The 25167-nt window shown below is 65.2% G+C and carries 21 protein-coding genes; 15 read left to right on the forward strand and 6 right to left on the reverse strand.

Going from position 1 to position 25167, the window contains the following annotated elements:
- Positions 1–15: 15 nt before the first annotated feature.
- Together MKCMC460_RS02070 and MKCMC460_RS02075 are read left to right on the forward strand one after the other, a co-directional pair.
- Positions 16–1167, forward strand: coding sequence for an NAD(P)-dependent alcohol dehydrogenase (locus MKCMC460_RS02070; RefSeq protein ID WP_236979526.1), 1152 nt, complete (start codon positions 16–18; stop codon positions 1165–1167).
- A gap of 184 nt (positions 1168–1351) precedes the next feature.
- Positions 1352–2647 carry a LuxR C-terminal-related transcriptional regulator gene (locus tag MKCMC460_RS02075; protein ID WP_236979528.1) on the forward strand — a complete coding sequence of 432 codons (1296 nt, stop codon included), beginning with the start codon at positions 1352–1354 and terminating at the stop codon, positions 2645–2647.
- On the opposite strand, the gene MKCMC460_RS02080 is transcribed toward MKCMC460_RS02075, so the two are convergent.
- The 6 genes from MKCMC460_RS02080 to MKCMC460_RS02105 form a co-directional block, all read right to left on the reverse strand.
- Positions 2644–3504, reverse strand: coding sequence for a MaoC/PaaZ C-terminal domain-containing protein (locus MKCMC460_RS02080; RefSeq protein WP_238305271.1), 861 nt, complete (start codon positions 3502–3504; stop codon positions 2644–2646). The two genes, MKCMC460_RS02075 and MKCMC460_RS02080, sit on opposite strands and share 4 nt — an antisense overlap.
- Positions 3505–3509: 5 nt before the next feature.
- Positions 3510–5354: an alpha/beta hydrolase gene (locus tag MKCMC460_RS02085; protein WP_236979532.1), complete on the reverse strand. Its 1845-nt coding sequence runs from the start codon at positions 5352–5354 to the stop codon at positions 3510–3512.
- Between the two features lie 172 nt (positions 5355–5526).
- The gene (locus MKCMC460_RS02090) at positions 5527–8628 is read right to left on the reverse strand and encodes an FAD-dependent oxidoreductase (RefSeq protein ID WP_236979534.1); all 3102 of its coding nucleotides are present in this window, start codon (positions 8626–8628) and stop codon (positions 5527–5529) included.
- Positions 8621–8887 (reverse strand): ferredoxin family protein, encoded by a 267-nt coding sequence (locus tag MKCMC460_RS02095; RefSeq protein ID WP_236979536.1) that lies wholly within the window; start codon positions 8885–8887, stop codon positions 8621–8623. The genes MKCMC460_RS02090 and MKCMC460_RS02095 overlap by 8 nt, the downstream gene beginning before the upstream one ends.
- 105 nt (positions 8888–8992) lie before the next feature.
- A complete protein-coding gene (locus MKCMC460_RS02100) occupies positions 8993–9763 on the reverse strand; it encodes an alpha/beta fold hydrolase (RefSeq protein WP_236979540.1) in 771 nt (256 codons plus the stop codon).
- A 96-nt stretch (positions 9764–9859) separates the two neighbouring features.
- Positions 9860–10858, reverse strand: coding sequence for an amidohydrolase family protein (locus tag MKCMC460_RS02105; protein WP_238305273.1), 999 nt, complete (start codon positions 10856–10858; stop codon positions 9860–9862).
- A 224-nt stretch (positions 10859–11082) separates the two neighbouring features.
- Between MKCMC460_RS02105 and MKCMC460_RS02110 the strand changes: the two genes are divergently transcribed.
- The 13 genes from MKCMC460_RS02110 to MKCMC460_RS02170 all read left to right on the forward strand — a co-directional run bounded on the left by MKCMC460_RS02110 (position 11083) and on the right by MKCMC460_RS02170 (position 25123).
- Positions 11083–12576: an aldehyde dehydrogenase gene (locus tag MKCMC460_RS02110; protein WP_236984540.1), complete on the forward strand. Its 1494-nt coding sequence runs from the start codon at positions 11083–11085 to the stop codon at positions 12574–12576.
- Between the two features lie 166 nt (positions 12577–12742).
- Positions 12743–13516 (forward strand): ABC transporter permease, encoded by a 774-nt coding sequence (locus tag MKCMC460_RS02115; protein ID WP_236979544.1) that lies wholly within the window; start codon positions 12743–12745, stop codon positions 13514–13516.
- 13 nt (positions 13517–13529) lie between these two features.
- Positions 13530–14396, forward strand: coding sequence for an ABC transporter permease (locus tag MKCMC460_RS02120; protein WP_236979546.1), 867 nt, complete (start codon positions 13530–13532; stop codon positions 14394–14396).
- Between the two features lie 4 nt (positions 14397–14400).
- Positions 14401–15762: an MCE family protein gene (locus MKCMC460_RS02125; RefSeq protein ID WP_236979548.1), complete on the forward strand. Its 1362-nt coding sequence runs from the start codon at positions 14401–14403 to the stop codon at positions 15760–15762.
- Positions 15763–15796: 34 nt separating this feature from the next.
- Positions 15797–16828 (forward strand): virulence factor Mce family protein, encoded by a 1032-nt coding sequence (locus tag MKCMC460_RS02130; RefSeq protein WP_236979555.1) that lies wholly within the window; start codon positions 15797–15799, stop codon positions 16826–16828.
- A 2-nt stretch (positions 16829–16830) separates the two neighbouring features.
- A complete protein-coding gene (locus MKCMC460_RS02135; protein WP_370653057.1) occupies positions 16831–18129 on the forward strand; it encodes an MCE family protein in 1299 nt (432 codons plus the stop codon).
- Positions 18126–19448 (forward strand): MCE family protein, encoded by a 1323-nt coding sequence (locus tag MKCMC460_RS02140; protein ID WP_236979557.1) that lies wholly within the window; start codon positions 18126–18128, stop codon positions 19446–19448. Before MKCMC460_RS02135 ends, MKCMC460_RS02140 begins: the two co-directional genes overlap by 4 nt.
- 2 nt (positions 19449–19450) lie before the next feature.
- Positions 19451–20602 (forward strand): virulence factor Mce family protein, encoded by a 1152-nt coding sequence (locus MKCMC460_RS02145; RefSeq protein ID WP_236984542.1) that lies wholly within the window; start codon positions 19451–19453, stop codon positions 20600–20602.
- Position 20603: 1 nt separating this feature from the next.
- Positions 20604–22034 (forward strand): MCE family protein, encoded by a 1431-nt coding sequence (locus tag MKCMC460_RS02150; RefSeq protein WP_236979558.1) that lies wholly within the window; start codon positions 20604–20606, stop codon positions 22032–22034.
- A 2-nt stretch (positions 22035–22036) separates the two neighbouring features.
- Positions 22037–22612 carry a tetratricopeptide repeat protein gene (locus MKCMC460_RS02155; protein ID WP_370653134.1) on the forward strand — a complete coding sequence of 192 codons (576 nt, stop codon included), beginning with the start codon at positions 22037–22039 and terminating at the stop codon, positions 22610–22612.
- On the forward strand, positions 22609–23193 hold the full coding sequence (locus MKCMC460_RS02160; protein ID WP_370653058.1) for a hypothetical protein: 585 nt from the start codon (positions 22609–22611) through the stop codon (positions 23191–23193). The genes MKCMC460_RS02155 and MKCMC460_RS02160 overlap by 4 nt, the downstream gene beginning before the upstream one ends.
- Positions 23194–23228: 35 nt before the next feature.
- The gene (locus tag MKCMC460_RS02165; protein WP_236979562.1) at positions 23229–23729 is read left to right on the forward strand and encodes a CAP domain-containing protein; all 501 of its coding nucleotides are present in this window, start codon (positions 23229–23231) and stop codon (positions 23727–23729) included.
- A gap of 125 nt (positions 23730–23854) precedes the next feature.
- A complete protein-coding gene (locus tag MKCMC460_RS02170; protein WP_236979564.1) occupies positions 23855–25123 on the forward strand; it encodes a CdaR family transcriptional regulator in 1269 nt (422 codons plus the stop codon).
- Positions 25124–25167: the final 44 nt, after the last annotated feature.

The raw sequence follows: 25167 nt of genomic DNA on the forward strand, positions 1-25167 counted from the left end.
GCGAAGGGAAACCCGTTGACTCACACCGCATCGCAGATCCCGACAGTCGACCGGCCCATTGCACCCCACGCCGCGCGCGCAGCTGTGCTACGGGCCGAAGGTGAACCACTCTCGGTCGAAGACGTGCAGCTGGCCGAATTGGCCGAAGACGAAATCCTGGTCCGCGTCGCCGGCGTCGGGGTGTGCCACACCGACATTTCCGCCGCCGAAGGGATGGTGCCGCTGCCGCTGCCGGCGGTCCTGGGTCACGAGGGAGCCGGCGTCGTCGTCGACGTCGGGTCCGCGGTCACCACCGTGACTGTCGGCGACCACGTCGTGCTGAGCTTCGCCTACTGCGACGAGTGCGATACGTGTCGGAACAAGACACCGGCCTACTGCGACCTGTTCGCACCGCTGAACTATTTCGGCGAGCGTCTCGACGGCACCGTCACCCTGCATGCCGTCGACGAGGACATCCACGGCAATTGGTTCGGTCAGTCATCGTTCGCCAGCCTGGCCATCGCCAGTGCCCGCAACGCGGTCAAGGTTCCCGCCGATTTACCGCTGCAGCTACTCGGCCCGCTGGGTTGCGGTCTGCAGACCGGCGCAGGAGCCGTGCTGAACGTGTTGCGGCCGGCAGCCGGGGAGAGCCTGGCGGTGTTCGGGCTCGGCGCGGTCGGCCTGTCGGCGATCATGGCCGGCAAGGCGGTGGGCTGCGATCCGCTGATTGCCATCGACATCAACGACTCTCGGCTACAGACCGCGCGCGAGCTGGGCGCCACACACACCTTCAACCCGACCGCCAGCCAGGATTTGGTCTGGGACGTGATGAACATCGTCTCCACCGGGGTGGACTGCTCGCTTGATGCGGTCGGCTCCAACACCGTCATCCGCCAAGCACTGGAAATCCTGCGCTCCCCGGGTCACTGCGCAACTGTCGGATTCCACGGCCTGCAGCACGACATCACCATCGACCAGGGCCACCTGCTGCTCGGAAGACGGCTCTCGGGCGTCATCGAAGGCGACGCGGACCCGCAGAAATTCCTCCCCGAGCTGATCGAACTCTATCGAGACGGGAAGTTCCCGTTCGACCGGCTGATCACCACGTTCTCTCTCGACCGGATCAACGAAGCCATCGAGGCGTCCAAGCGTGGCGAGGCGATCAAACCGGTCGTGATCTTCGACTGAGCAAGTGGCACCGGAATACTCGATCGCGGTGTGCGGTCGATCGCTCCCCAATCTGCGCCCCGACGGCCCGGCCGGCGCCAGCCTGAGCGCTCCGCATGGGCTGTGACCATCTTCCAGTACCGGCCCCAGAATTTAGAATCCGCTTACATGTTCAAGTGATGGCCGTCTCTTTAACGTCGATGGTGTGACTACCGCGACTGTTCAAACCGACCGGCGGTCCACGGGACCAGCCACGGTCCGCCACCGTCCGACCCGCCTTCCCGATGCCGGCGAGTGGTCGGTGGTCGGCGATCCGCTCCGCGACTCCGTACTGCGGGAAAGGGTGATGGCGGTGTTGAGCCGGGTGGCCGAGCTGCCGGGCGCCGGCGCCCTTTCTTCTGTCGGCGACGGCCGCGACTTCGTGCGGGTCCGTTGCGCACTGGACACCGCTTACGACCTGCTGACAAAGCGCAGCACCGTGGGCACCGCGCCGGCGCCCCGCCCGCAGGACACCCGCTTCGTCGGTCTGCTGGGCGAGATCGGCCAGTTGCGCGTCGACGTGGCCCTGGCCCACGCGGCCCAGCGCAACGCTCGCTACGCCGCGGTGCGCAACGCGCTGTCGCGGCTTCGCGGCGTGGACTCCGTCGAGCAGATGCTCGACCGGGCACCGGCCGAGTTGTGTCGGTGTGGATTCGACCGCGCCATCGTCTCCCGGGTCGAGGAGTCGACGTGGTGGGTAGAGGCCGTACACGTCAAGGCCGACCCAGAATGGGCCAGCGATATCGTCCGGGCGGCGCGCGAGCACCCGATGCAGATCGATCACCCGCTCATCGAGAGCGAGATCATGCGCCGGCGCGCGCCGGTGCTGGTGTCCGACGCTCAGCAGGACCGGCGGACCAATCCGGCGATCGGGCAAGCCTCGCTGTCGCGGTCCTACGTCGCGGCGCCGATCATGCCGGATGGGCGGATCATCGGCCTACTGCACGCGGACTGCTATAACAGCCGCCGCCACGTCGACGAAGAAGACATGGCAGTGCTGTGGCTGTTCGCCGAGGGTTTCGGTTACGCCTTCCAGCGCACGGCACTCAGTGAGCGGCTACGCGCGGCGCGTAATGAGATTCAACGCATGGCGCGTGACATTGCGAACTCTGCCGACGAATTGTGCACCTCGCAAACAGTGCTCGGGCGACGGCAAGTGCACGATGAGAAGGCGGCGGCTGCGCCGGTGGCGGCGTCTTTGGCCGCCGATTCCGGCATCGAGACACTGCTGTCGCGGCGCGAGATCGAAGTGGTGTCCTTGATGGCCCAAGGCAAGAGCAACGGTTCGATCGCCACCCATCTGGTGATCTCGGAGGGCACGGTCAAGACGCACGTGAAGCACATCCTGCGCAAGCTCAAAGCGTCCAATCGCGCCGAGGCGGTGTTTCGCTACATGCGGATGGCCGCGGTGCACGGGGCGCCTCCGGCGATGCATCGCCGGCCGACAAGCATTGTGCCCTAGCGGATCCCGATAACCGCGTTCGACAACACCGCGGTGCCTCGCTGTTGGCACACCGCGTCGATCAACACCGCGTCGTCGAGTCGCCACATCCGCACCACAATCGTCTCGCCGGGATACACCACCCCGGCGAAGCGGGCGCGGTAACTGGCGACGCGGCTGACATCGCCGCCCAGGACCTCGTCGACGACCGCCTTGCACACGATCCCGTAGCTGCACAAGCCGTGCAGAATAGGTCGATCGAAACCGCCCCGGCCGGCAAATTCGGGATCGGCGTGAATCGGGTTCAGATCCCCGGAAAGCCGGTACAGCAGAGCCTGCTGAGGTAATGTCGCACAAGCTATTTCGGCATCCGGAGCGCCGGCTGGGGTGGCAGCCGGCGGCGGCGCCGGACGCGACGATGCCCGCCCGAACCCGCCTTCGCCGCGCATGAACGCACTGAACCGGTTGGTGACCAAGGGCTGACCGCTGGCCGCATCGGCGGTGACGGCCTCGAGCACCACCAGTGCGCCGCTGCCCTTATCAGAGATGTCGCAGATGGTGGCCGAGGTGCACACGTCCGCTTCGGCCGGCAGCGTTTGGTGGATCTCCAAATCCTGTTCACCGTGCAGCAATTCAGCCAAGTCGACCTGTATGCCGGGCACAGCGAGCAGGTCGGGCAGCATCGGCACCGCCGGGATCACCCCGTAGGAGGGCAGCACGCGGAGCCGTCCCTCGTAGGTGTAGGCCAACTCGGCGGGATCGGTGGGTACCGACCCGGCTCCCAGCCCCAGGTGATAGAGGATGACATCGGTGGCACTCCACGAGCTGCGCCGCTGCGGCAGCACGGCCCCGAGCGCTTTGTCGACGTCGATCGGCATCGGGGTCAGCCTGGTGACTGCGTGAGCACGTACTTGCCCGGGGCCGGTATTAAGGATCGAAAGTCTCTGTTGCCCAGTTGTTTTGGAGCCTTTACTGTCCGGCCGGCACGCTCCGCAAGCCATGGTGCCCAGTCTTGCCACCAGGTGCCCTGGTGCATCTCAGCGGAGCGCAGCCATTCCTCCGGCGTGGCACAGGATTCGTCGCCGATGCGGTAGGAGGATTTGGGATTGCCCGGTGGGTGGATGACCGCGGCGATATGGCCGCTGGTCGACAACGCGAACCGGGTGTCACCGCCCAACATCGCCACGCTGCGATAGCAACTCGGCCACGGCGTCAGGTGGTCGGTTTCGCCGCCGGCGACGTAGCTGTCGCAGGTTATCTGGGCGAGGTCGATGGGTGTGCCCAACACGTTCAGAGCGCCCGGGGTGACCAGGGGGTTGGACATGCCGATGTCCATCAGATCGGCGTGCAGCGCCGCAGGCATGTTCATCGAATCCTGGTTCCAGAAAAGAAGATCGAACGCCGGTGGCTTATTGCCCAGGTAGTAATTGTTGACGAAGTTGTTCCAGATCATCTCGTTGGGCCGCAACCAGGCGAACGTGCGCGCCAACTCGGTGCCCGCGAGATAACCCTTGCGCCGCACCTTGGCCTTGGCGGCCTCGGCCACGTCGGGGGATGCCACCGACAGGACCGGCCCGCCGCGGCGCACGTCGAGTACGGTCACCATCAGGCTCAGCGTTGCGACGTGATCGATCTTGCCGAGCGCGGCCAGATGCGCCACAGCGGTGGTGGTGGCGACCCCGCCGGCGCAGAAGCCCACTACGTGCACGGCGTCGGCGCCAGTGATCGCGCGAGTGGTCTCTATGGCTTCGACGATGGATTCCAGATAGTCCTCCAAGCTCCAATTCGCGTCCTCGCGAGTCGGATTCGCCCAAGACAGCGCGAACGGCTGCAGTCGGTGATCGCCGAGAAATTCGACCATGCTCTTGCCCGGTGACAGGTCGACGACGTAGAACTTGCTGATCATCGGTGGGATCAGCAACACCGGGGTGGCATACACTTCGTCGACGCGGGACCGGTATTGAATCAGCTCGAAGCGTTCTTCGCGGCGCACCACCGCTCCCGGTGAGCAGGCCAGCGTGTCACCCACCCGAAATGGGGACTTGTCGACGTTGGCCGGCAACTTGAGCGGAGATCGCGCGTCGCGCACCGCCGCGCGCGCACCTTGCACAAAATTCTCGCCACCGCGGTCGATGGTCGTCTTCCAGACCGTCGGGTTGGTCAGCGGAAAGTTGGTCGGCGCCAGCGCGTCGAGCACATTGTCGACGACCAGCCGCAGGCGTTCCCGGTCCGCCCAGTCCAGCTCGGGCTCGTCGGCGAGGGTCCGGGCAAAGTCGCTGATGCTGAGATAACTCTGACAGAGTCGGCGGAACAACCAACTCTGCGTCCAGGCGGGGTCCCGGAACCGCGAGTCGCCTTTGGCGGGCGTCCGCCCGGATTGGCCGGTGAGGATTCTGGCCAGATCGCCGACCATCGTCGCGGTGTGCCCAGCGAGGCGACCCGGTCGTGTCGCGAGGCCACCCAGCGCCTTGACGAACTCCGATCCGGGGATGAAGCGGTTGTCCGCGCTGGCCGCTTCGGCCATCAACTGGTCGAGGCCGACGTTTTGGACCTGACCGGCCTTGTCCGTGATCTGCGGCCGCTGCGCGCGCGATTGCTTGACGCGGTCTGCCGGTGGCGATGGGGCCGCCGGCTGTGTCGGGGCCGGCTTGCGCTTCACGGCACCGTTGCCGTTGCGTGACGTGGTCTTCGACGCGGCGGACGTGACGGTAGAGGTGTCGGCGTTCATGACATCACGCTATGAGGGCCGCGTGACACCGGGAACCTCCCATTCGCGGTAACTGTGTCTCCCGACCGGGTATCGGCGTCGCCGCGTGGTCCGCTCCAGTGAAACGGTGGCGAGGTGACGCGCCAGTGACATCGAAATACGTTGCTGTTCTGGCTATTCCGACATACGCAGCTCAGCCGGCGGTTATCGTAGCCGCGAACTGCTGCTCGCCGCGGGCTCCCTTGCGGACATGCCCGCGACAGACATCGAAAGGATCCCAGCCGGGGCCGTGCTCCGGCAGCGACGCCCGATCGCTGATAACTTCGCCGGCCCAAAACGCCTTCAGCAGGTCGCGCCCGAGTACGTGTGATGCGGTGCCGACACCGCCGCGCATGGTGAACGCAATGCCGTAGAGATACACCGTGGACGCCCCCGCCAGGAAGAGACCGTCGATTTCGGTGCGGACCGACAGCCGCCGCCCCGGTCCGATCTGATCCTTCGCATTCTCAGGGCCGTAGGGCATCCGGGAGAGCGTAAAACGCTCGTGCGACAAGGGAGTTGCCGATTCCTGCCAGACGATGTGACCCGTCAACTCCGGCAATGTGTCGAGTACCCGGTCCATGACCGAGGCCTCGATTTCGGCCTTGCGCTGAATGTACGTGGGTGAACCTTTGTAGGACGGCCCCGCCATCGGGTCGCCACCGCCCCAGAACTCGTATTCCGCGGGCACGGCGGTAAAGGCTTCGATACTGCTGTGGCCCGGAATGCCGAAATGCTTGCGCCCCTGTGTTTTCAGCGTCGGTGAACTGATCGCCAGCCAGCCCCGCGGATCCCACTGTCCGTGGTCGAGCATGTCGTAGGTGGTCTGGACGTCGTAGCGGCCGTGCAGGATGTAGTTGGTCGCCGGGCGCGTCGCGGCGATATCGATGTCGGCGGCGATGTAGGTCGAGAAGATCGAGTGGGGGCGACGGAACGCGCGGATTCGGTCCACGGTGCGGCGGCGTAGGTGTTCGGGCCCAACCAGATCCAGGAAGGTCCGGTGGGCGTCGGCGTTGCTGATCACGATGTCGGTGCCGATGGCCTCGCCGTCGGTCAAGGTGACCCCGGTGACGCGACCGGCTTGGATGTCGATCGAACGCACCCGCGCTTTGGTCCGGATCGTGCCGCCATGGCTCAGTATCACCTCGGCCAGATTGGCTGCCAGAACCTGGCCGCCCTGGGTCGGGAAGTAGGCGCCGGCCTTGAAGTAGTGCCGCAGCAGGGCCGCGACCAACAACGCCGGAGTCCGAGACGGTGGCGTGTTATGCAGATGAATCAGCGACAGCAGGGCGGTACGGGCCTTCGGGCTCAGTCGATGGCGGTCGAACATGCGCCCGATCGGCTGCTCCAGGGCCCGCACGATGACGGCCAGCTCCCGGGGGCGCCGAGCCAACGGCAGCACGACACGCACTGAGTGGGGCACATCGTTGATCCGGTCCGCCCCTTCGCCGATGAGGCGTAGTTCCGCCACGCAGTTACGTAGTCCGGTGGCGTCGGCCGGAAATGTCTGCGCCAGGTTGTCGGCGAACCCGTCCCAGTTGGTCGGCACTCGGAAGGTGTGTTCAGGCAGTACGACGGTGTCCATGCCGTCGTCGTCGAGCCGGGACCACTCGATGCGGTCCTCGACTCCCAAACCGCGGAGCACGGTGGGGATCAAGCTGTCCGAACCGGGCACGCATCCCCCGACGTAGTGGACGCCACAGTCGAACTCCCACTTGCCCTTTCGCCGGAACACCTGCGAGCATCCGCCGAGGATCTCGTGCTGTTCGAGCACGAGCACGGATTTGCCCGAAGCCGCCAGGCACGCGGCGCTGACCAGCCCGCCCAGCCCCGACCCGATCACGATGATCTCGTACCGCTGCGGGCCGACTGGGTGACCGGCCCGGGCGGCGCTGACGAGGTCGGGTATCCGCGTGTGCTTACGGCGTGGACGGTTCTCGAGGTGTCCGGCCCGTCGCTCATCGAGGTCGATTGCACGCCACCCGTGCAGGTCTACCACCGCGCTCGCGCGCTCCCGTACCCGTGCGTCGAGTGTGGCACGGTCGAGTGAGCGCTGCGTGGGCAGCAGGCCGGCGGCGGCATCGTCCAGGAGCGCGCGCACGGTGTCACGGGCGCACTTCTTGTTGGTCCCGATCACCCCGGTCGGACCGCGCTTGATCCAGCCGGTTGCGTAGCTGCCTGGGCATCCCCGGATACGGCCGTCAAGGTGCGCTAAGACCCCGCGAACCTCGTCGAAAGGTAACCCCGGAACCGGACTTCCCCGGTAACCGATGGACCTGATCACCAGGCCGGCCGGAATCACGTCGGACACGCCGGCCAGATCGAGATTCCGTGTGCCTGAGGCGGTATCGACCAGGCCGGTGCGCGCCCACCGCAGACCTTGCACCTTCTCGCTGCCCTCGATGGCGATCGGCGTGGTCAGGAAGCGCAGCGCGATCCTTCGGCCCCCGCCGGCACTGGGATTGGACGCGTAGCTGACCAGAGCGTCGTGTTTGCGGCGCGCGAGCCCGGGCGGCGATCCAGCCAGGGCCAACTCGGCGGCGTCGACGGCGATCCCGATTCCTTCCAACTGGCCCAGTTCCTCCAATTCGGCGCAGCCGAACGCTGCATGGAGGTGACTGCGCCGACCCACGACCACGACCTCGCGAATACGGCTGCGTTCCAGGGCCTTCAGCGCGTGATCGGCAATATCGGTGCGCCGCAGAATTTCTGGGTCGTGAGCGAGGATGCGCGCCACATCGAGTGCGACGTTGCCGTTACCGATGACGATCGCGCGCTCGGCGCTGAGATCGACTGCCAGATCGGCATGGTCGGGATGTCCGTTGTACCAGCCGACGAACTGCCGGGCGGACACGCAGCCGGTCAGATCCGCGCCCGGAATGTCCAGAACAGGGTCGTCACTGGCGCCGACCGCATAAATGACCGCGTCGTACCAGTCCGACAGCTCGCCGGCACTGACGTCACGGCCGACCTCGACATTGCCGAAATACCTGAATTCCGGACGGCGAGTGAGTGATTCGAACAACTGTCCCATCAACTTCTTTTCCGGATGGTCAGGAGCGACGCCCCCGCGAATCAGTCCGTAAGGAGTCGGCAGCCGTTCGAACATGTCGACCTCGATGGCACGGTCGGTCAGCAGTGCCACCCGACCGTCGGCGTACGTGCCGTCGCCGGCTCCGAGCAAATGTCTGGCAGCGTAGGTTCCGGCCGGGCCGGCTCCCACCACCGCGACACGCAGTGTAGAAGTCTCAACCATTTTCGCCCCGACCGAAGTAGTCCCGATTGACGCCGACGTAATGCCGCCACCGGTCGGGGATCCGCTCGGCGTCGAACACGGCGTCGACCGGGCATGCTTCAACGCACGCAGCACAGTCGATGCACGAACGGGAATCGATGTACAGCTGCTCGGCGCGATCGAACTCTGGTTCGTCGGGAGTGGGGCGAATGCATCCCACCGGGCAGGCTTCCAGGCACGAATAGTCCGCGACGCAGGGTGCCGCTATGACGAACGCCACGACCACCTCACTCCGAGTCGGCAAGTCGATACTCAGTTCATCGCGGAGGTTGCCGTGAAGCTATCTCCCGAAAGGGATGACTAGCTCCCCAGTTCGGCGCTCGTATCAATCAGCCCAGAATTCTTCGAGCAGCTCCGCGACCTGCCGGGGTTTTCCGCGATTGTCGGCCGCGATGTGACCGATCCCCTTGAGCTCGACGCGCCTGGCCTCGGGCAGCCGCCGCATCAACGCGTCGAGTCCGCGATGGAGCGCGATGGCGCTCTTCTCCCCGCCCAGCAGCAGCACCTGCGCGCGCAATTCCTCGATTCGGGGGTTCACCAATTCCACCGACTGCAACGTCGCGATTCCATCCAAGCGCATCGTGGGTATCAGGTCGCGAAGGGAAATATCTGCCGGCCCTGAGGTTCTCGCATCGACGGCGAGCGCAATCCGCAACACGCCGGTGAGCAACCAGGTCGGCAGCCGCTGCACCGGTGAACGGTCGCCGGTCCCTTTCAGCACGGCGACTACCGCCGCCGCCGGGCCCGAATCAGTCAAAGCCGCTTCGAATTTCGGCAGCCAGGCCGCAGGCTCGGCACCATCGATGGTCAATGGCGGCTCGTACAGCGCGAGCTTGTCCACCTCGCCGTACTGAATGGCCGTGTAGAGCGCGATGATTGCACCCGAACTCAAGCCGAATACCCGGCGGGCTCCGACCGCCCGCAACAACGCTTCCAGATCCTCACCTTCGCGTGCCAGCCCGTAGTCTGCGCCCGCCGGCACGTCCGGCCTTCGACCGCGCCGGTCCGGCACGTACACGGTGAAGCGGGAGCTCAGCATCTCGGCGAGCCGCTGAAAACTCTGCGCGGCCTGAATTCCGCCGTGCACCAGAACCACCGGTGGACCGCCGTCACCGACTATGCGGTGTTCGACCATCGTTCCGTCGGCTGATTGCACGGTGCCGTTCCGAAAGCTCATAAGAAACTCCTTCCGTCAGAGCCGCAACAACGCTTCGACGTTGCGGTGCGCGATGTCGTGCTGTTGCTGCTCGGAAAGCCGGGACTCCACCAGGAATTCGGTGACATTGTCACGCTTGACGTAGGGGAAGTCCTCGGAGTAGACGATCCGCTCGGCGCCCAGTGCGGCGACCACATGGTCAAGCTGATGCTGACTGAACATTCCCGACGGGGTGACCCAGATCTGCTCTCGGTAGTAATCGCTGACGTTGCGGTCATGGCCCGGGCGCACCAGTGCGAAGGTCTCGTCGAGCCGCTCGAGCCAAAATGCCATCACCTCCCCCCAGTGGCCACTGAGCAGCTTCAAGCCCGGATGACGGTCTAATGCGCCGGACAGAATGAGTCGCACGACGTGGATGCCGGCTTCGGCGTGCCACCCGAACGCGGGCCCGGAGAACATCACCCCGGTGGCGGCGGTCCAGTCGCCGAAGTAGTAGGGCCGCGATACCTGCGGGTGCGGCAGCCCGGGGTGGACGTAGATCGGCAGGTCCAGTGCCTCGGCCGCCGCGAGGATCGGATCGAAGCGCGCGTCGTCGAGGAAGAGTCCCTCGAATGTTCCGGCGATCAACGTTCCGACGAACCCGAGGTCGCCGACGCAGCGGCGTAGTTCCTCGGCTGCTGCGGCGGGGTCGTAGAGTGGCAGGGTGGCGAAGCCACGGAACCGGTCGGGGTGTTCGGAAATTTGTTGTGCCAGGTCATCGTTCACCTCGCGGCACAGATCAACCGACTCGGGCGCGGCCAAAGTGCTGGGACTGCCGTTGCCGTGCGAGACGACCTGTACATCGATGCCCACGGCATCCATATGCGCCAACCGATGCCCACCCAGACGGGTAGCGGCGTCGCGGTCGTCGTTGAATAGAGAACCGAACGCGGCGAGCTCCTCCAGGGGAAGACCGCTGGGCGGGCCACCCAGCTCCAGCACCCGGCGGCTCACCTCGGGATGCTCGAAGTGTTCCTCGACGGTGATGATTCGCATTCGTTGAGCTCCTTCGCCGTTCCCGCTGCGATAGGAACCAACGTAGCGCGGGCGTCATGGACGGCAGGGGGCGATCCCGCGGCGCGACGCCGCGAGGCCACCACCCCCGATGGGTCTACCCGAACATCTCTATCGGGTGATAGTCAGCACCTGCACCGACACGCTTGACTCGACCTGACCGAGTCGAAGGAGTGACCGTGGCAGCCGACGTCAGGCACTACGCAATGTTCATCAACGGAAAACACGTCGACTCCGACGATGTCGACGACATCTGCGACCCTGCGACCGAGGAAGTCGCCGCGACAATCGCCCGTGGGACTCCCGAGCATGTGGATGCGGCCGTACAAGCGGCACGCGAGGCCTTCGAGTCGGGCTCCTGGTCGCGTATGTCGCCGACCGACCGCTCGGCCGTGCTGGCGAAGATCGCAGATCGGCTCGGCGAGGAACTCGACGACCTCGTCGCATTGGAAATCCACGCCAACGGCGCAACCGTACGGCAGGCGACCGGCTTCCACATCGGCTACGCCGCGTCCCACCTGCTGTACTTCGCCGAGCTGGCCGCTAACTATCAGTGGGAACGCCAGGTGCCGACCCAGGCCTACCCGACTTTGTCGACGAACGTGATACGCCGCGAACCACTCGGCGTCTGCGCCGCAATCGTGCCGTGGAACTTCCCTCTGCTGCTCGGTATCTGGAAGATCGGACCCGCGCTTGCCGCCGGCAACTCGGTGGTAGTCAAACCGGATGAGAAGACGCCGCTGACATTGCTGCGCCTTTGCGAGATCGCACAGGAATGCGGTGTTCCCGACGGCGTACTCAATCTGGTCACAGGTCCCGGGCCGACGGTCGGTGCCCGGCTGGCCGAGCACCCCGATGTCGACAAGGTGGCGTTCACCGGGTCCACCGCTGTCGGCCGCGAGATCATGCGACTCGCCGCGGGAACGGTCAAGAAAGTCTCCCTCGAACTGGGTGGCAAGGGCGCCCAAATCTTGTTGGAAGACGCCGATCTGGATGTCGCGATCGACGGTGCATTGTTCGGCTGCATGCTTTATTCCGGCCAGATCTGTGAGTCTGGGACGCGGCTGCTGGTACCGGACGACATGTACGACCTCGTGGTGGACCGGCTGGTCGACCGGGCCTCGTCGTTGAAGCTGGGCGACACGACCGACTTCGACACCGATGTGGGACCGGTCATTTCGGCCAGGCAGCGCGACCGGGTGCTCGGATTCCTCGACAGCGCGCGACGTGACGGTGCGAAAGTTGTTCTAGGAGGCGGTGTCCCCGACGGGGACCGCTTCCGCAAAGGCTACTGGATCGAACCCACCATCGTCAGCGAAGTGCGCAACGACATGGAGATAGCTCGCGAAGAGATCTTCGGTCCGGTGCTGTGCGTGTTGCGCTACACCGACGAAGACGACGCGATCCGCCAGGCCAACGACTCCCAGTACGGGTTGAGCGCCGGAGTGTGGAGCACCGACTACGAGCGTGCCGTCGAGATCGCCGGACGCCTTCGCGCAGGAACGATCTGGATCAACAACTGGCATCAGATAGATCCCGCACTACCGTTCGGGGGTTACAAGCAGAGCGGACTGGGTCGCGAACTCGGTGAGCAGTCGCTGGATGAATACACCGAAACCAAGCACGTGCACCTAGATCTCACGCAGAAAGTCGAACGCCACATTTTCGACGCATTGCTGTCCGAGCCGCTTCGGAAGTAAGCAGACCGCAATGACACGTCGCCGTCGGCTATCACTGCCGCGCCACCGTTCACCCGACCGAGTGACCTGAGACTGAGGGAGCAAACGTGGCATCCGCGCTTTGTCGTTCTGCCATCGGCGAGCTTCACGCCAACGGCGACAACGGGTTCCAGACGGAAGCCGGGTCATGCTGTTGAGCGTCGCTCCGGTCGCCAAGCCGGTCCGCGCACTGGGCGGATTCTTCGGCATGACGCTGGATGTCTTCGTGGAACTGTTCACCTCGCCACTGGCGTGGCGAGAATACCTTTTTCAGTCGTGGTTCGTGGCGCGAGTATCGGTGTTGCCGGCCGTCCTGATGATCATTCCCTACGCACTGATCAACACCTTCATCTTCAACATCTTGCTGAGCGAGTTCGGTGCCGCCGACTTCTCCGGAGCCGGTGCGGCATTCTTCAACGTGAATCAGATCGGACCGCTGGTAACGGTATTGGTGACTGCCGGCGCCAGCGCCACCGCGATGTGTGCCGACCTCGGCGCCCGCACCATCCGGGAAGAACTCGATGCGCAGCGGGTCATGGGTATCGACCCCATTCAGTCCCTGGTGATTCCGCGGGTGCTGGCCGCGACGACGGTGTCCGTGGCGCTGATGGGACTTGTGGTGCTCGTCGGAATGGTGGCCTCGTTCCTGTTCTGCGTGTTCGCGCTACACGTGTCAGCCGGCGTCTTCGTCGCGGGCATGACGGTGGTGACCGGACTCGGCGACGTAGTGGTCTCCGTCGTCAAGGCATTTCTGTTCGGCCTCGGCTCGGGCCTGATCGCTTGCTACAAGGGAATTTCAGTCGGTGGCGGCCCGGCCGGCGTCGGTAATGCGGTCAACGAAACCGTGGTGTTCTCCTTCATGGTGCTGTTCACCATCAACATCATCGTCACTGCGGTCGGCGTCCAATTCACGTTGCGATGAGGCAGGACGAGACATGACACATTCGTCGACCGGACCAAGCCCAGCGGCACGATTTCCGCGCGTGGCGCGGGCGGCGGACAAACTCGTCGGTGAGTGGGACCGCGTCGGTGACCAAACTCGCTTCTACGTCCTCACACTCGCCCGCATCCCGGACGCGGTTCTGCACTATCGGCCGGAGTTGTTGCGTTTGATTGCCCAAATGGGTTTGGGGTCAGGGGCTCTCGCGGCAGTCGGTGGGACGGTCGTCATCGTCGGATTCATGACGATGACCACCGGTGCGGTGGTGGCCGCGCAGGGCTACACGCAGTTCCAATCGGTGGGAGTCGAGGCCTTCACCGGTTTCGCCTCGGCCTTCTTCATCCCCCGGCTGATCGTGCCCGGTACGGCCCAGGTGACGCTGACCGCCACCGTCGGCGCCGGTGCCACCGCCCAGATGGGTGCCATGAAGATCAACGAGGAAATCGACGCGCTGGAGGTCATCGGAATCCGCAGTGTCACATATCTGGCCGCAACTCGGGTGGTCGCCGGAACCGTCGTGGTGATCCCGCTGTATGCCGTGGCGCTGATGACGGGCTTCCTGGCCGCGCGGTTCGGCACCACGGCCATCTACGGACAGGCGGTGGGCGTGTACGACCATTACTTCAACACGTTCCTCAACACCACCGACCTGGTGTGGTCCTTCCTGCAGACCATCCTGATGATCGTCGTCGTGATGCTGGTGTGCACCTACTACGGCTACACCGCCGGGGGCGGTCCCGCCGGGGTGGGGGAGGCCGTCGGTCGCGCGGTACGTGCCTCGATGGTCGTCGGCGCCATTGTGTTGGTGGCCGTCACCCTTGCCGTGTACGGGCAGTCTGGCAACTTCCATCTGGCGGGATGACGGCATGAACCCCCTGCACAGAGAGCAACGCATCCCCACCCGTTGGTGGCCGTTGTTCCTGCTGCTCCTGGTCGCGGTCCTGGCCTTGTCGACTGCGGCAGCATTTCGCGGCACGTTCCGCTCGGTGGTGCCGGTGACCCTCGCTTCTGACCGCTCGGGATTGGTGCTGGAGACGGGCGCGAAGGTGAAACTGCGTGGCGTCGAGGTTGGCCGGGTCAGCCAGATCAGCGGGGGTGGGCAGGGTGGTGCTCGGATAAAGCTGGATATCGACTCGGATCAGATCCGTTACATCCCAGCGAATGTCGAGGCCAAGATCGCGGTCACCACCGTATTCGGCGCCAAATTCGTCGAGCTCGTCTATCCGGAACACCCCAGCGCACAACGGTTGCGGGGCGGCGCTGTGCTGCGGTCCACCAACGTCACGACGGAAGTCAACACCGTTTTCGAGAACGTCGTCGAACTGCTCAAAATGGTGGACCCGGTCAAGCTCAACGCAGTTCTGACCGCCGTGGCCGACGCGGTGCGCGGCAGAGGTGAACGGATCGGCCGGGCCACCACGGACCTCACCGAGGTGCTCACCGCGCTCAATGCCCGAAAGGACCTGTTCCGGGCCGACCTCAGGGCCTTGCAGGCCGGCAGCGACACCTACACCGCTGCGGCGAAGAACATCGTCTCCATCCTCGATGCGGCTGCCACCACCAGCACCACCGTGGTGGACCACAAAGCGGACCTGGACCGGTTGCTGCTCAACACCATTGGCTTCACGAAGGACGGCACCACCCTGTTGGCCACCAGTAAGGACAACCTGATCGGCGTGATCGACAGCCTCGAGCCGACCACGCGACTGCTCGAGATGTACAGCCCCAGCTACGCGTGCACACTGCAGGGCGCGCAATGGGTCATCGACAACGGCAAGGGCATTTTCGGTGGGAACGGGCGAAGCTTCGTCGTCGACGTCGCTCTGCTGCTGGGCAACGACCCGTACATGTATCCCGACAACTTGCCGACCGTCGCCGCCAAGGGCGGACCCGGCGGAAGGCCAGGATGCGGATCCCTGCCCGACGCAACCAAGAACTTCCCGGTGCGCCAATTGATCACCAATACCGGGTGGGGCACCGGGCTCGACATCCGCCCGAATCCGGGCATCGGACGACCCTGCTGGGCCAATTACTTTCCCGTCACCCGGGGCATACCGGAGCCGCCGAGCATCCGTCAGTGTCTCCCAGGACCGGCGCCGGGGCCCGAACCCTATCCGGGAGCCCCGCCCTACGGGGCTGCGCTGTACGGGCCCGGAGGCGTTCCGTTGTGGCCCGGAGTTCCGCCCGCGGATGCCGCCGCGGCCCCCGGATCGGGCGGTGCGTCGTGATGCCACACGTCTCGCGCGACACAGGAGGACGCCCGTGACCAAGAATCTCACCGGAACCGTCTGGCGCCTGGGGATTTTCATGATGGTCTGTGCACTGGCCCTGGCCGCGACGGTGGTGGTGTTCGCGCAGCTCCGGTTCGGCGCACGCGCGCAAACGTACACAGCCCAGTTCACCAATGTGTCCGGGCTGCGGGCCGGCGACATGGTCCGGGTGGCCGGCGTCGAGGTCGGCAAGGTCAAGGCGATCGCCGTCAATCGCGACGCCACAGTTCGCGTCGAGTTCAGTGCCGACCGGGCCGCGACGCTGACGGAGGGCACTCGCGCCGAAGTCCGTTATGACGACCTCATCGGCGGACGCTACCTGGCGCTGGTGCCAGGCTCAGGCAACCCGAAAGTGCTCCGGCCCGGCCAAACGATCCCCCTGGACCGCACTCAGCCGGCGCTGGACCTCGATTCGGTGACCGGTGGTTTCCGGCCACTCTTCCGCGCGCTGAGTCCGCAGCAGATCAACGACCTCAGCGGCCAACTGCTGCAGGCCTTTCAAGGCCAGGGCCCCGCTATCGGCTCCTTCCTCAGTGAAGCCGCCGCGGTCACCAACACCCTGGCCGATCGAGACGTGTTGATCGGCCAGGTGGTCAACAACCTCAACGCGGTCCTTGGTTCGCTGGGCCGGCAAAGTGGACAACTGGACCGGGCCGTGACCAACCTGGCGGACCTCGTCCATGCCCTCGCGGAACGCAAGTCGGACATCGTCAACGCCGTCGCCTACACCAACGCAGCCACCGGATCGGTTGCCGAACTGCTGCACCAGATCCGGCCGCCGACCCGACAGGTGCTACGCGAAACCGACCGCGTCGCAGCTAATGTGCTGCGCGACCACGAGTATTTCGATCAAATACTCAACACGCTGCCGGACAGCTACCGGATGCTCAACCGCCAAGGTATCTACGGCGACTATTTCAGCTTCTACTTCTGCGACGTCGTGCTCAAGCTGAACGGCAAAGGCGGCCAACCGGTCTACGTCAAGGTCGCGGGACAGAGCAGCGGGCGGTGCACACCAAGATGAGGATGAAAAAGCCTTTCTCGCAACGAAACCCGTTGGTGCTCGGCGCCCTCGGCATGCTAGTGGTCGTTGCGATCACCGCCGCCGCGTTGGGCAACCAGATGCTGCCGGTAGTCAAGCAGAGCAACGACTACGCGGCGTATTTCGTTGACGCAGGAGGATTGTTCGAAGGCGCGATCGTGCAGATCTCAGGCTTTCCGGTAGGGAAGGTCTCCTCGATCACGCTGCGGGACAACGGTGTTCTCGTCGGCTTCGATGTACCCAAAGACATCCACATGGGTGACCGAAGCGAGGCTGCGATTCGGACCAAGGGACTGCTGGGCACCAAGGAACTCGATGTCACACCACGCGGCGACGGCGAGCTCACCGAGCCGATTCCCATGCAAAGGACGACCTCGCCGTACCAGTTGCCCGAGGCGCTCGGCGACCTCGCCACCACGATCAGCGGCCTGAATACCAACCAGTTGTCCGACTCGCTGGCCACCCTGGCCCAGACGTTCTCCGACACACCACCGCAGCTGCGGGAGGCCGTACAGGGTGTCGCGCGGTTCGCCGGAACCCTGAACAACCGCGACAAGCAACTACGCAACCTGCTGGAGAACGCCGCCAAAGCCACCGGTGTGCTGGCCAGACGAACGGACCGGATTGTCAGCCTTGTCCGCGACACCAATGCGCTGCTCGCCCAGTTGCGTACGCAAAGCGCCGCGCTGGATCAGCTGGCCGGCCACATCTCCACGCTGGCAACGCAATTGAAGGCGTTCATCGCCGAGAACCGCCAGCAGTTAAAACCAGCGCTGGACAAGCTCAACGGTGTCCTGACCATCGTCGACAATCGCAAGGATCGAATCAAGGAAGCGATCAAGGGGCTGAGTACCTACTCCATGTCGCTGGGTGAAACGATCTCCTCGGGGCCGTTCTTCAAGGCCTACGTCGTGAACTTGCTGCCCGGCCAATTCGTCCAGCCCTTCGTCGACGCCGCATTCTCCGATCTGGGACTGGACCCAGCGACGTTGGCGCCATCTCGGCAGAGCGATCCACAGACCGGTCAGCCTGCCACACCGCCCCTGCCGGTGCCCTACCCGCGCACCGGCCAGGGAGGTGAGCCGCGCCGCACCCTGCCCGACGCCATCACCGGCAACCCCGGCGATCAGGGCTGCGGGCCGCCCGGATTGGCATTGCCCGGCCCCACCGGGTGTTACCCCTACGTCGAGCCGCTGCCGGCGCCGCCGCCGGGCGGGCCGCCTCCGGGGCCGCCCGGCCCGGCCCCGACCCAAGCCGCTGCACCTACCGGAGCCCAACCGTGACAGAACGAATCCGCGGCGCGCGGCCCATGTTGGTGACGGTACTGGTCGGTCTGTTGATCGCCGGGGTGGTGCTGGTGATCGACATCGGCGACCACACCGCGAAGACGATCGTGGTCGGATACTTCGACAACAGCACCGGCCTGTTCGTCGGTGACGACGTCCGCATTCGAGGGGTCCCGGTCGGGAAGGTGGACAAGATCGAACCAGAACCACTGCGCACCAAGATCACCTTCTGGTTCGACCGTAAGTACAAGGTCCCGGCCGACGCCCACGCGGTGATCTTGTCTCCGCAGCTGGTGACCGGCCGCGCCATCCAGCTCACCCCGCCCTACGCAGGCGGGCCGGTGATGCGCAGTACGACGGTCATCCCCCAGGACCGCACCGCGGTACCGGTGGAGTGGGACGCCATTCGCTCGCAGTTGGAGCGCTTGACCGACATGCTGCAACCCACCGAGCCCGGGGGAGTCAGCACGCTCGGTGCGTTGATCAACACCGCGGCCGACAACCTGCGCGGTCAGGGACCCGCCATCCGGGAGACGGTCATCAAGTTGTCGCAGACGGTGTCCGCGCTGGGCGATCACAGCAAGGACATCTTCGGCAGCATCAAGAATCTCTCGACGCTGGTCACCGCACTTCAGGACAGCGGGCATCTGCTGCGCCAGCTCAATGTCAACCTGGCACAGGTATTGGGCGCGTTGGCCGATGACCCGACCGCAGTAGGACAGGCTGTGCATGATCTGGCCGCGGTGGTAGACGATGTACAGAGCTTCGTCGCAGAAAACCGGGAACCGATCGGCGTTGCCACAGAAAGGCTTACGTCGATCTCCAACGCCGTAACGGCCAGCCTCGAAGATCTCAAGCAGACGCTGCACAGCATCCCCACCGTGATGGCCGATTTCAACAACATCTACGAACCTGCCAACGGATCGCTCACCGGTGAACTGATGATCAACAACTTCGCGAATCCGATCCAGTTCCTCTGCGGCGCAATCCAGGCGGCCTCCCGGCTGGGGGCCGAACAGGCCTCGAAGCTGTGTGTGCAATATCTGGCGCCCATCGTGAAGAACCGGCAGTACAACTTCCCGCCCCTGGGTGAGGACCTACTGGTCGGAGCGCAGGCGCGGCCTAACGAGGTGACCTACAGCGAGGACTGGATGCGACCGGATTTCGTTTCACCAGAACCGATTTCGCCTCCGTCGAATTCGCACGCGCCCGCAACCGCCGGCTTGCCGGCCGAGGCGCCCCCCGCCCCGCCGACCTTCACCGATCCTGCCGCCGGCCTGGCCGGTTTGATGGCTCCCCCACGAGGAGGCTCATGAAAATGCCTCCGTGGCAACGTATCGCGGCCGGGATCCTGAGCGTCGCGGCGATCGCCATGACATCGGGCTGTGGCTGGCGCGGCGTGAACTCGTTGCCGCTGCCCGGCACCGAGGGCAACGGCCCCGGGGCCTACGACGTGCAAGCGCAAATGCCCGATGTGAGTAACGTCCAACCGAATTCGCGAGTCCGGGTGGGCGACGTGACGGTGGGTCACGTTTCGAGGATCGAACTACAGGGCGAACACGCGCTGGTCACCATGCGGCTCAACGGTGACGTAGTGCTACCGGCCAACGCGACGGTGAAGATCGGCATGACCACCATCTTCGGTTCCCTGCACCTCGAACTGGCCCCACCCACCGACCAGCCGTCCCAAGGACGGCTGCACGCGGGCTCGGTGATCCCGTTGTCGCGTGCCGGCGCCTACCCGACTCCCGAACAGACGCTCGCCGCGCTGTCACTGGTGTTGAATGGCGGCGGGGTGGGCCAGGTGGGCGACATCACCGAAGCGCTCAGCACGGCCTTTCGCGGGCGTCAGGGTGATCTACGCAACCTTGTGCAGCAATCGAACACCTTCGCCACGAACCTCAACCAGCAGAGCGCCGACATCATTGCGGCCACCGACAGTCTCAACAATCTGGTCGGAACCTTCGCCGAACAGCAACCGGTGCTCGACCGAGCGGTCGCCACCATTCCCGACGCGTTGGCCGTACTCAACGACCAACGCGGCAACTTGGTCGAAGCCGCCGGCCAACTCGGCAAGTTCAGCGCCCTGACCACCCTGACCGTCAATGAGAGCAAGCAGAATCTCGTCGCAGAACTGCAGCAACTCGGTCCGGTACTGGAGGCATTGGCCAATGCGGGACCGAGTTTGACCAAATCGCTTGGCCTGATTCCCACTTACCCGTTTCCCAACGCCGACATCGCAAAGTGGCAGCGCGGCGACTACGCGAACCTGACCGCGGTGATCGACCTGACCCTCAGCCGCCTCGACGCCGGCCTGTTCACCGGTACGCGGTGGGAGTGCCACCTGACCTGGCTGGAGTTGCAGTGGGGCCGCACCATCGGGCAGTTCCCCAGTCCGTGCATGGCAGGCGGTCCGGGCAACGTCAGCAATCCGCTCACCGCGCCCTATCACGTGGACCAGGGGCGATGACGTGCACTTGAATCGACAAGCACGGATTCAGCTGGCCATCTTCACAGTGGTAGCGCTCGTCGCGCTGGCGCTGATGACCGTGCATTACATGAAGCTACCGGCCAAACTGTTCGGCATCGGGCACTACAAGATCACCATGCAACTACCGGTCACCGGGGGGCTGTACGCCAGTAGCAACGTCACCTACCGGGGAATGGAAGTGGGGCGGGTGGAGTCAGTGCACCTCACCGATTCCGGGGTGGTCGCGTCGCTGTCGTTGCGGTCCGGAATCGACATACCCAGTGACTTGCGGGCCGAAGTGCACAGCCAGTCGGCGATTGGCGAACAGTACGTGGAGTTGTTGCCGCGCAGCAGTTCTGCGCGACCACTGCGGGACGGCGACGTGATCGCACTGCAGGACACCTCGGTGCCGCGCGATATCAACACTCTGCTCGACAGCCTCAAGACCGGACTGCAAGCAGTGCCTCGGGCCAACTTGCGCACCGTCGTCGACGAGTCCTACGCCGCCGTCGGAGGACTCGGGCCCGAGCTGACCAAGATCGTCCAAGGTGGCACCGACCTGTCCATCGAGGCCCGCGAGAATCTGGATCCTCTTCTCGCGCTGCTCGACAACGCCAAACCCGTGCTGGACTCGCAGACCCAAAGCTCGGGAGCAATCCAGGACTGGGCCGCGCACCTGGCCACCGTGACGCGCGAGCTGCAGACCCATGACAGCGATGTAGCCGTCGTAATCGACCGGACCGCACCGGCATTGGCCGAGGCGCGCCAGCTAGTCGACCGGCTCCAGCCCACCATCCCGATCCTGATGGCCAACCTGCTCAGCGTCGGCAAAGTTGGACTGGCCTACCACAACGATCTCGAGCAGATCCTGGTGCTGCTGCCGCAACTGGTGTCCATCGAGCAGGGCTCGCTGGCCGCGAATGTCAACACCAAACAGGCGTACCAGGGTGCTTACCTGAGTTTCAACCTCAACCTCAATTTGCCGCCTCCGTGCACCACCGGATACCTGCCGGCGCAGCAGCGCCGGAGCGCGGCCCTCACCGACTACCCGGATCGCGTCCCCGGAGATCTGTATTGCCGTGTGCCGCAGGACTCCCCGTTGGGCGTGCGCGGTGCCCGCAACACCCCGTGCGAGACGGTGCCGGGCAAGCGCGCGGCGACGGTCAGAGAATGCGAAAGTGACCGGCAATACGTGCCGCTCAACGACGGATTCAACTGGAAGGGCGATCCGAACGCCACCTACAGCGGGCAGGGCGTGCCCGAGCTGCGGCCGGGCCAGCCGACACCGCCGCCCATCGCCGTCGCCTACTACGACCCCGCAACCGGCGCCTATGTCGGTCCCGACGGAAATCTGTATCAACAATCCGACCTCGCCCAAACCGCGCCGAAGGACAAGACATGGCAAACGATGCTGCTTCCGCCGGGATCATGACGCTGACCGCGGACGCCGAGGACAGTGCACTCGACGACTACGTCGCCGAGGAAGACACGAATGACGTTGAGCCACCGGCGTTCAGCGGTAGACCGTTTCGACGACGACGGCACCCGGTGGCTTTCGGAGTGGTCGCCGTTGTGGCCTTGTCCTTGCTGGTCGGCTGGCTGGGATGGCAGAACTGGCAGGCTCGGCACGCGCAGCAGGCACGCGCCCGGTATCTACAGACCGCCCGGCAGGCGGCACTGAATCTCACCACCATCGACTGGCAACACGTCGACGCCGACGTGCGCCGCATCATGGACAACTCGACCGGGGAGTTCCAGGACGAGTTCGCACAACGGTCGGCGCCGTTCATCGAAGTGGTGAAGCAGGCCAAGTCGTCGTCGGTGGGCACGGTGACCGAAGCCGCGATGGAGTCCCAGACGGCGGAGGCGGCCAAAGTGATCGTCGCCGCGTCGGTCAAGACGTCCGATGCCAACGGGACTGAACCGGTTCCCCGTGCGTGGCGGATGCGCATCTCGATCCAGCGGATCGGCGACCAGTTCAAAATCTCGAGGGTGGAGTTTGTGCCATGACACTGGTGAAATCTGTTGAGCCCGAGGCCGACGACGAAACCGTCGATGTCGAAACGGCCCAGCCTGAAGATCGGGCGCGGCGGCGAAGGCGGCGCCGGCCTGGGTGGAAGACGACGGTGACCTACGCGGTACTACCCGCGCTGACGATGCTGCTGGCTGTCGGCGCGGGATACCTGAAATGGCAGACCGGCGTTACGGTGCAAGACCAAGCCGCCCAATCCGAAGCGGTCCGTGCGGCCACCGACGGGACGGTCGCGATCCTGTCGTATCGCCCAGAGACGGTGCAAAAGGACCTCGACGCCGCCCGCAGCCGGTTGACGGGCCAGTTCCTCGATGCGTACACCTCGCTGACCCGTGCGGTGGTCATCCCCGGCGCTCAGCAGAAGCAGATCGCTGCCACGGCGACTGTTCCCGCCGCCGCTCCGGTGTCGGCCACGGCAACGCACGCCGTCGTGCTGGTATTCGTCAACCAGACCGTCACCGTGGGTGACAACACGCCCGCCACCTCGGCCTCCCGTGTCCGGGTAATCCTCGACAAGGACGACAACCATTGGCTCATATCGCATTTCGACCCGCTGTGACGCTGACAGCCCCTCGAAGGATACGAAGGATCAGGATGTCGAGCCGGACACTGGCGACCGTGGCAACCGTCTGCATCCTCGCCTCTGTAGCGCCATGCGCGCGCGCCGACGACGACAACAACACATTGGTACCGAACAACAAGCGCCTCAACGACGGTGTCGTCGCCAACGTCTTCACCGTGCAGCACCAAGCCGGCTGCACCAACGACGTAAAGATCGATAAACGGCTGCAACTTGCTGCGCAGTGGCACACTGACGACGTACTGCACAACCGCGATCTGGACGGCGACATCGGTTCGGACGGGTCCACCGCGCAGTCGCGGGCCAATGCCGCCGGGTACCGCGGTGCGGTGGCGCAAACGGTCGCGATCGTTCCCGCCTTGGCCATCAACGGAGTTCAGGTCATCGACCAGTGGTACTACGACCCGATCGACTACGCAGTGATGTCCGACTGCGCCTACACGCAGATAGGCGTCTGGTCGGCGAACAGTCTGGACCGCAGCGTGCTGGTGGCCGTCTATGGAGCGCCCCGGTGAGCTGACGCCTTTGCCCGGCACGGGGGAAGGCCGCGGAATGGGGACGGGCGCGAACGACTGCGTGTTACGGTCGCCTGGTTGGGGCGCCCGACTGGGAGGCGTAATTGGTCCAAGACCTCGCGCGTATGGCAGCGCAGGAGGCGGCCGCGGTAGCGGCGGCCGTCGATGTTGCGGATCTGGCCGAGCGCATCGGTTTGCGCGCGGTCGAGGTGATCGCCGAATTGCATGTCCCCGGGGATAAGCCCCTGGTGCAGCTGACCATCGAAGCCGCGCTGAGCAACGTGCATGCGGTACTGCGCGGCTTCTCCGCCGCGGAGTTGGCGGCGGCCGCCCAGCCCCCCGAACCCACCCTGCGTTGGGTGTCGACACTGGCCCAGCGCGGCATCTCGGTAGCCGCGATCCCACGCTGCTACGTGATCGGACTCGGGCTGTGCGATGCGGCGCTCCGCGAAGCAGTACGCCGCTCGGATGCTCCCGAGAAGGTCAAGTGGCAGCTGGCAACCTCAGCCTCGCAGTACCTGTTCGGTTTTTGCGAGAAAGTGTCGGGTGACCTCGTCGACTACTACGAGCGCGAACGGGAGTTGTGGGTGCGTGGCGCGGACTCGGTGCGCGCCGAACTGGTGATGGCGATCGTGTCCGGCCGTCCCGTCGACCTGCACGCGACCAGCGCGGCGCTCGGGTACAACCTCGACCGGGCCCACGTCGCCGTGGTGGTGTGGAGCGACCCACTCAGCCAGGACAAGCCGCCACTGCAGGCGCTCAAACGCGCCGCGGCCGAGATTGCGCACCACCTCAACGGCATGGAGTTGCTTGCTGTCCCCGGCGGCGCATCCGTTGTGTGGGCGTGGATCAGCGGCCCGAATGTCACTGATCGCTCGCCCGTGGAGTTGTCGGTGGATGCCCCGTTGATGGCCGCGGTCGGCGGAGTCGCCCACGGGCTGGACGGCTTCGTCCGGTCCCACCGGCAGGCGTGCGACGGTCTACGCATGGGTGCGGTGTTGTCTCGCCCCGCAGGCTCGGTCACTGTATACCGAGACGTCGCGCTCGACGCGCTGCTGACACAGGATCTGGCTGCGGCGGGGTTGTTCGTCCGGGACGAGCTCGGAGAACTCGGCTCGGACTCCGAGCGCAGTCGCCGGCTCCGCACGACGCTGACCGCGTTCTTCGAGGAAGGCCAGAGCTGGGGGCGAACCGCTGAGCGTCTGGGTGTGCATCAGAACACGGTGATGTACCGGGTGGCGCAGGCCAAAGACCTGCTCGGACGTCAGCTGACCGAACGCCGATTGGAGTTGGAGGTGGCGCTGCGCCTGGCCGAGGCCGAGGCCAATCTGAGCCCGGGCGCGCTGGCCAGTGCGGGGTTACCCGAGCCGCAGCGGTCGGTGAACGGCCTGTGATCTGACTCCGGGGGGGCTGGATCTCATTCCGCCGTAATGGAATT

Source organism: Mycobacterium sp. 20KCMC460, assembly GCF_022179425.1.
GTDB lineage: Bacteria > Actinomycetota > Actinomycetes > Mycobacteriales > Mycobacteriaceae > Mycobacterium > Mycobacterium kiyosense.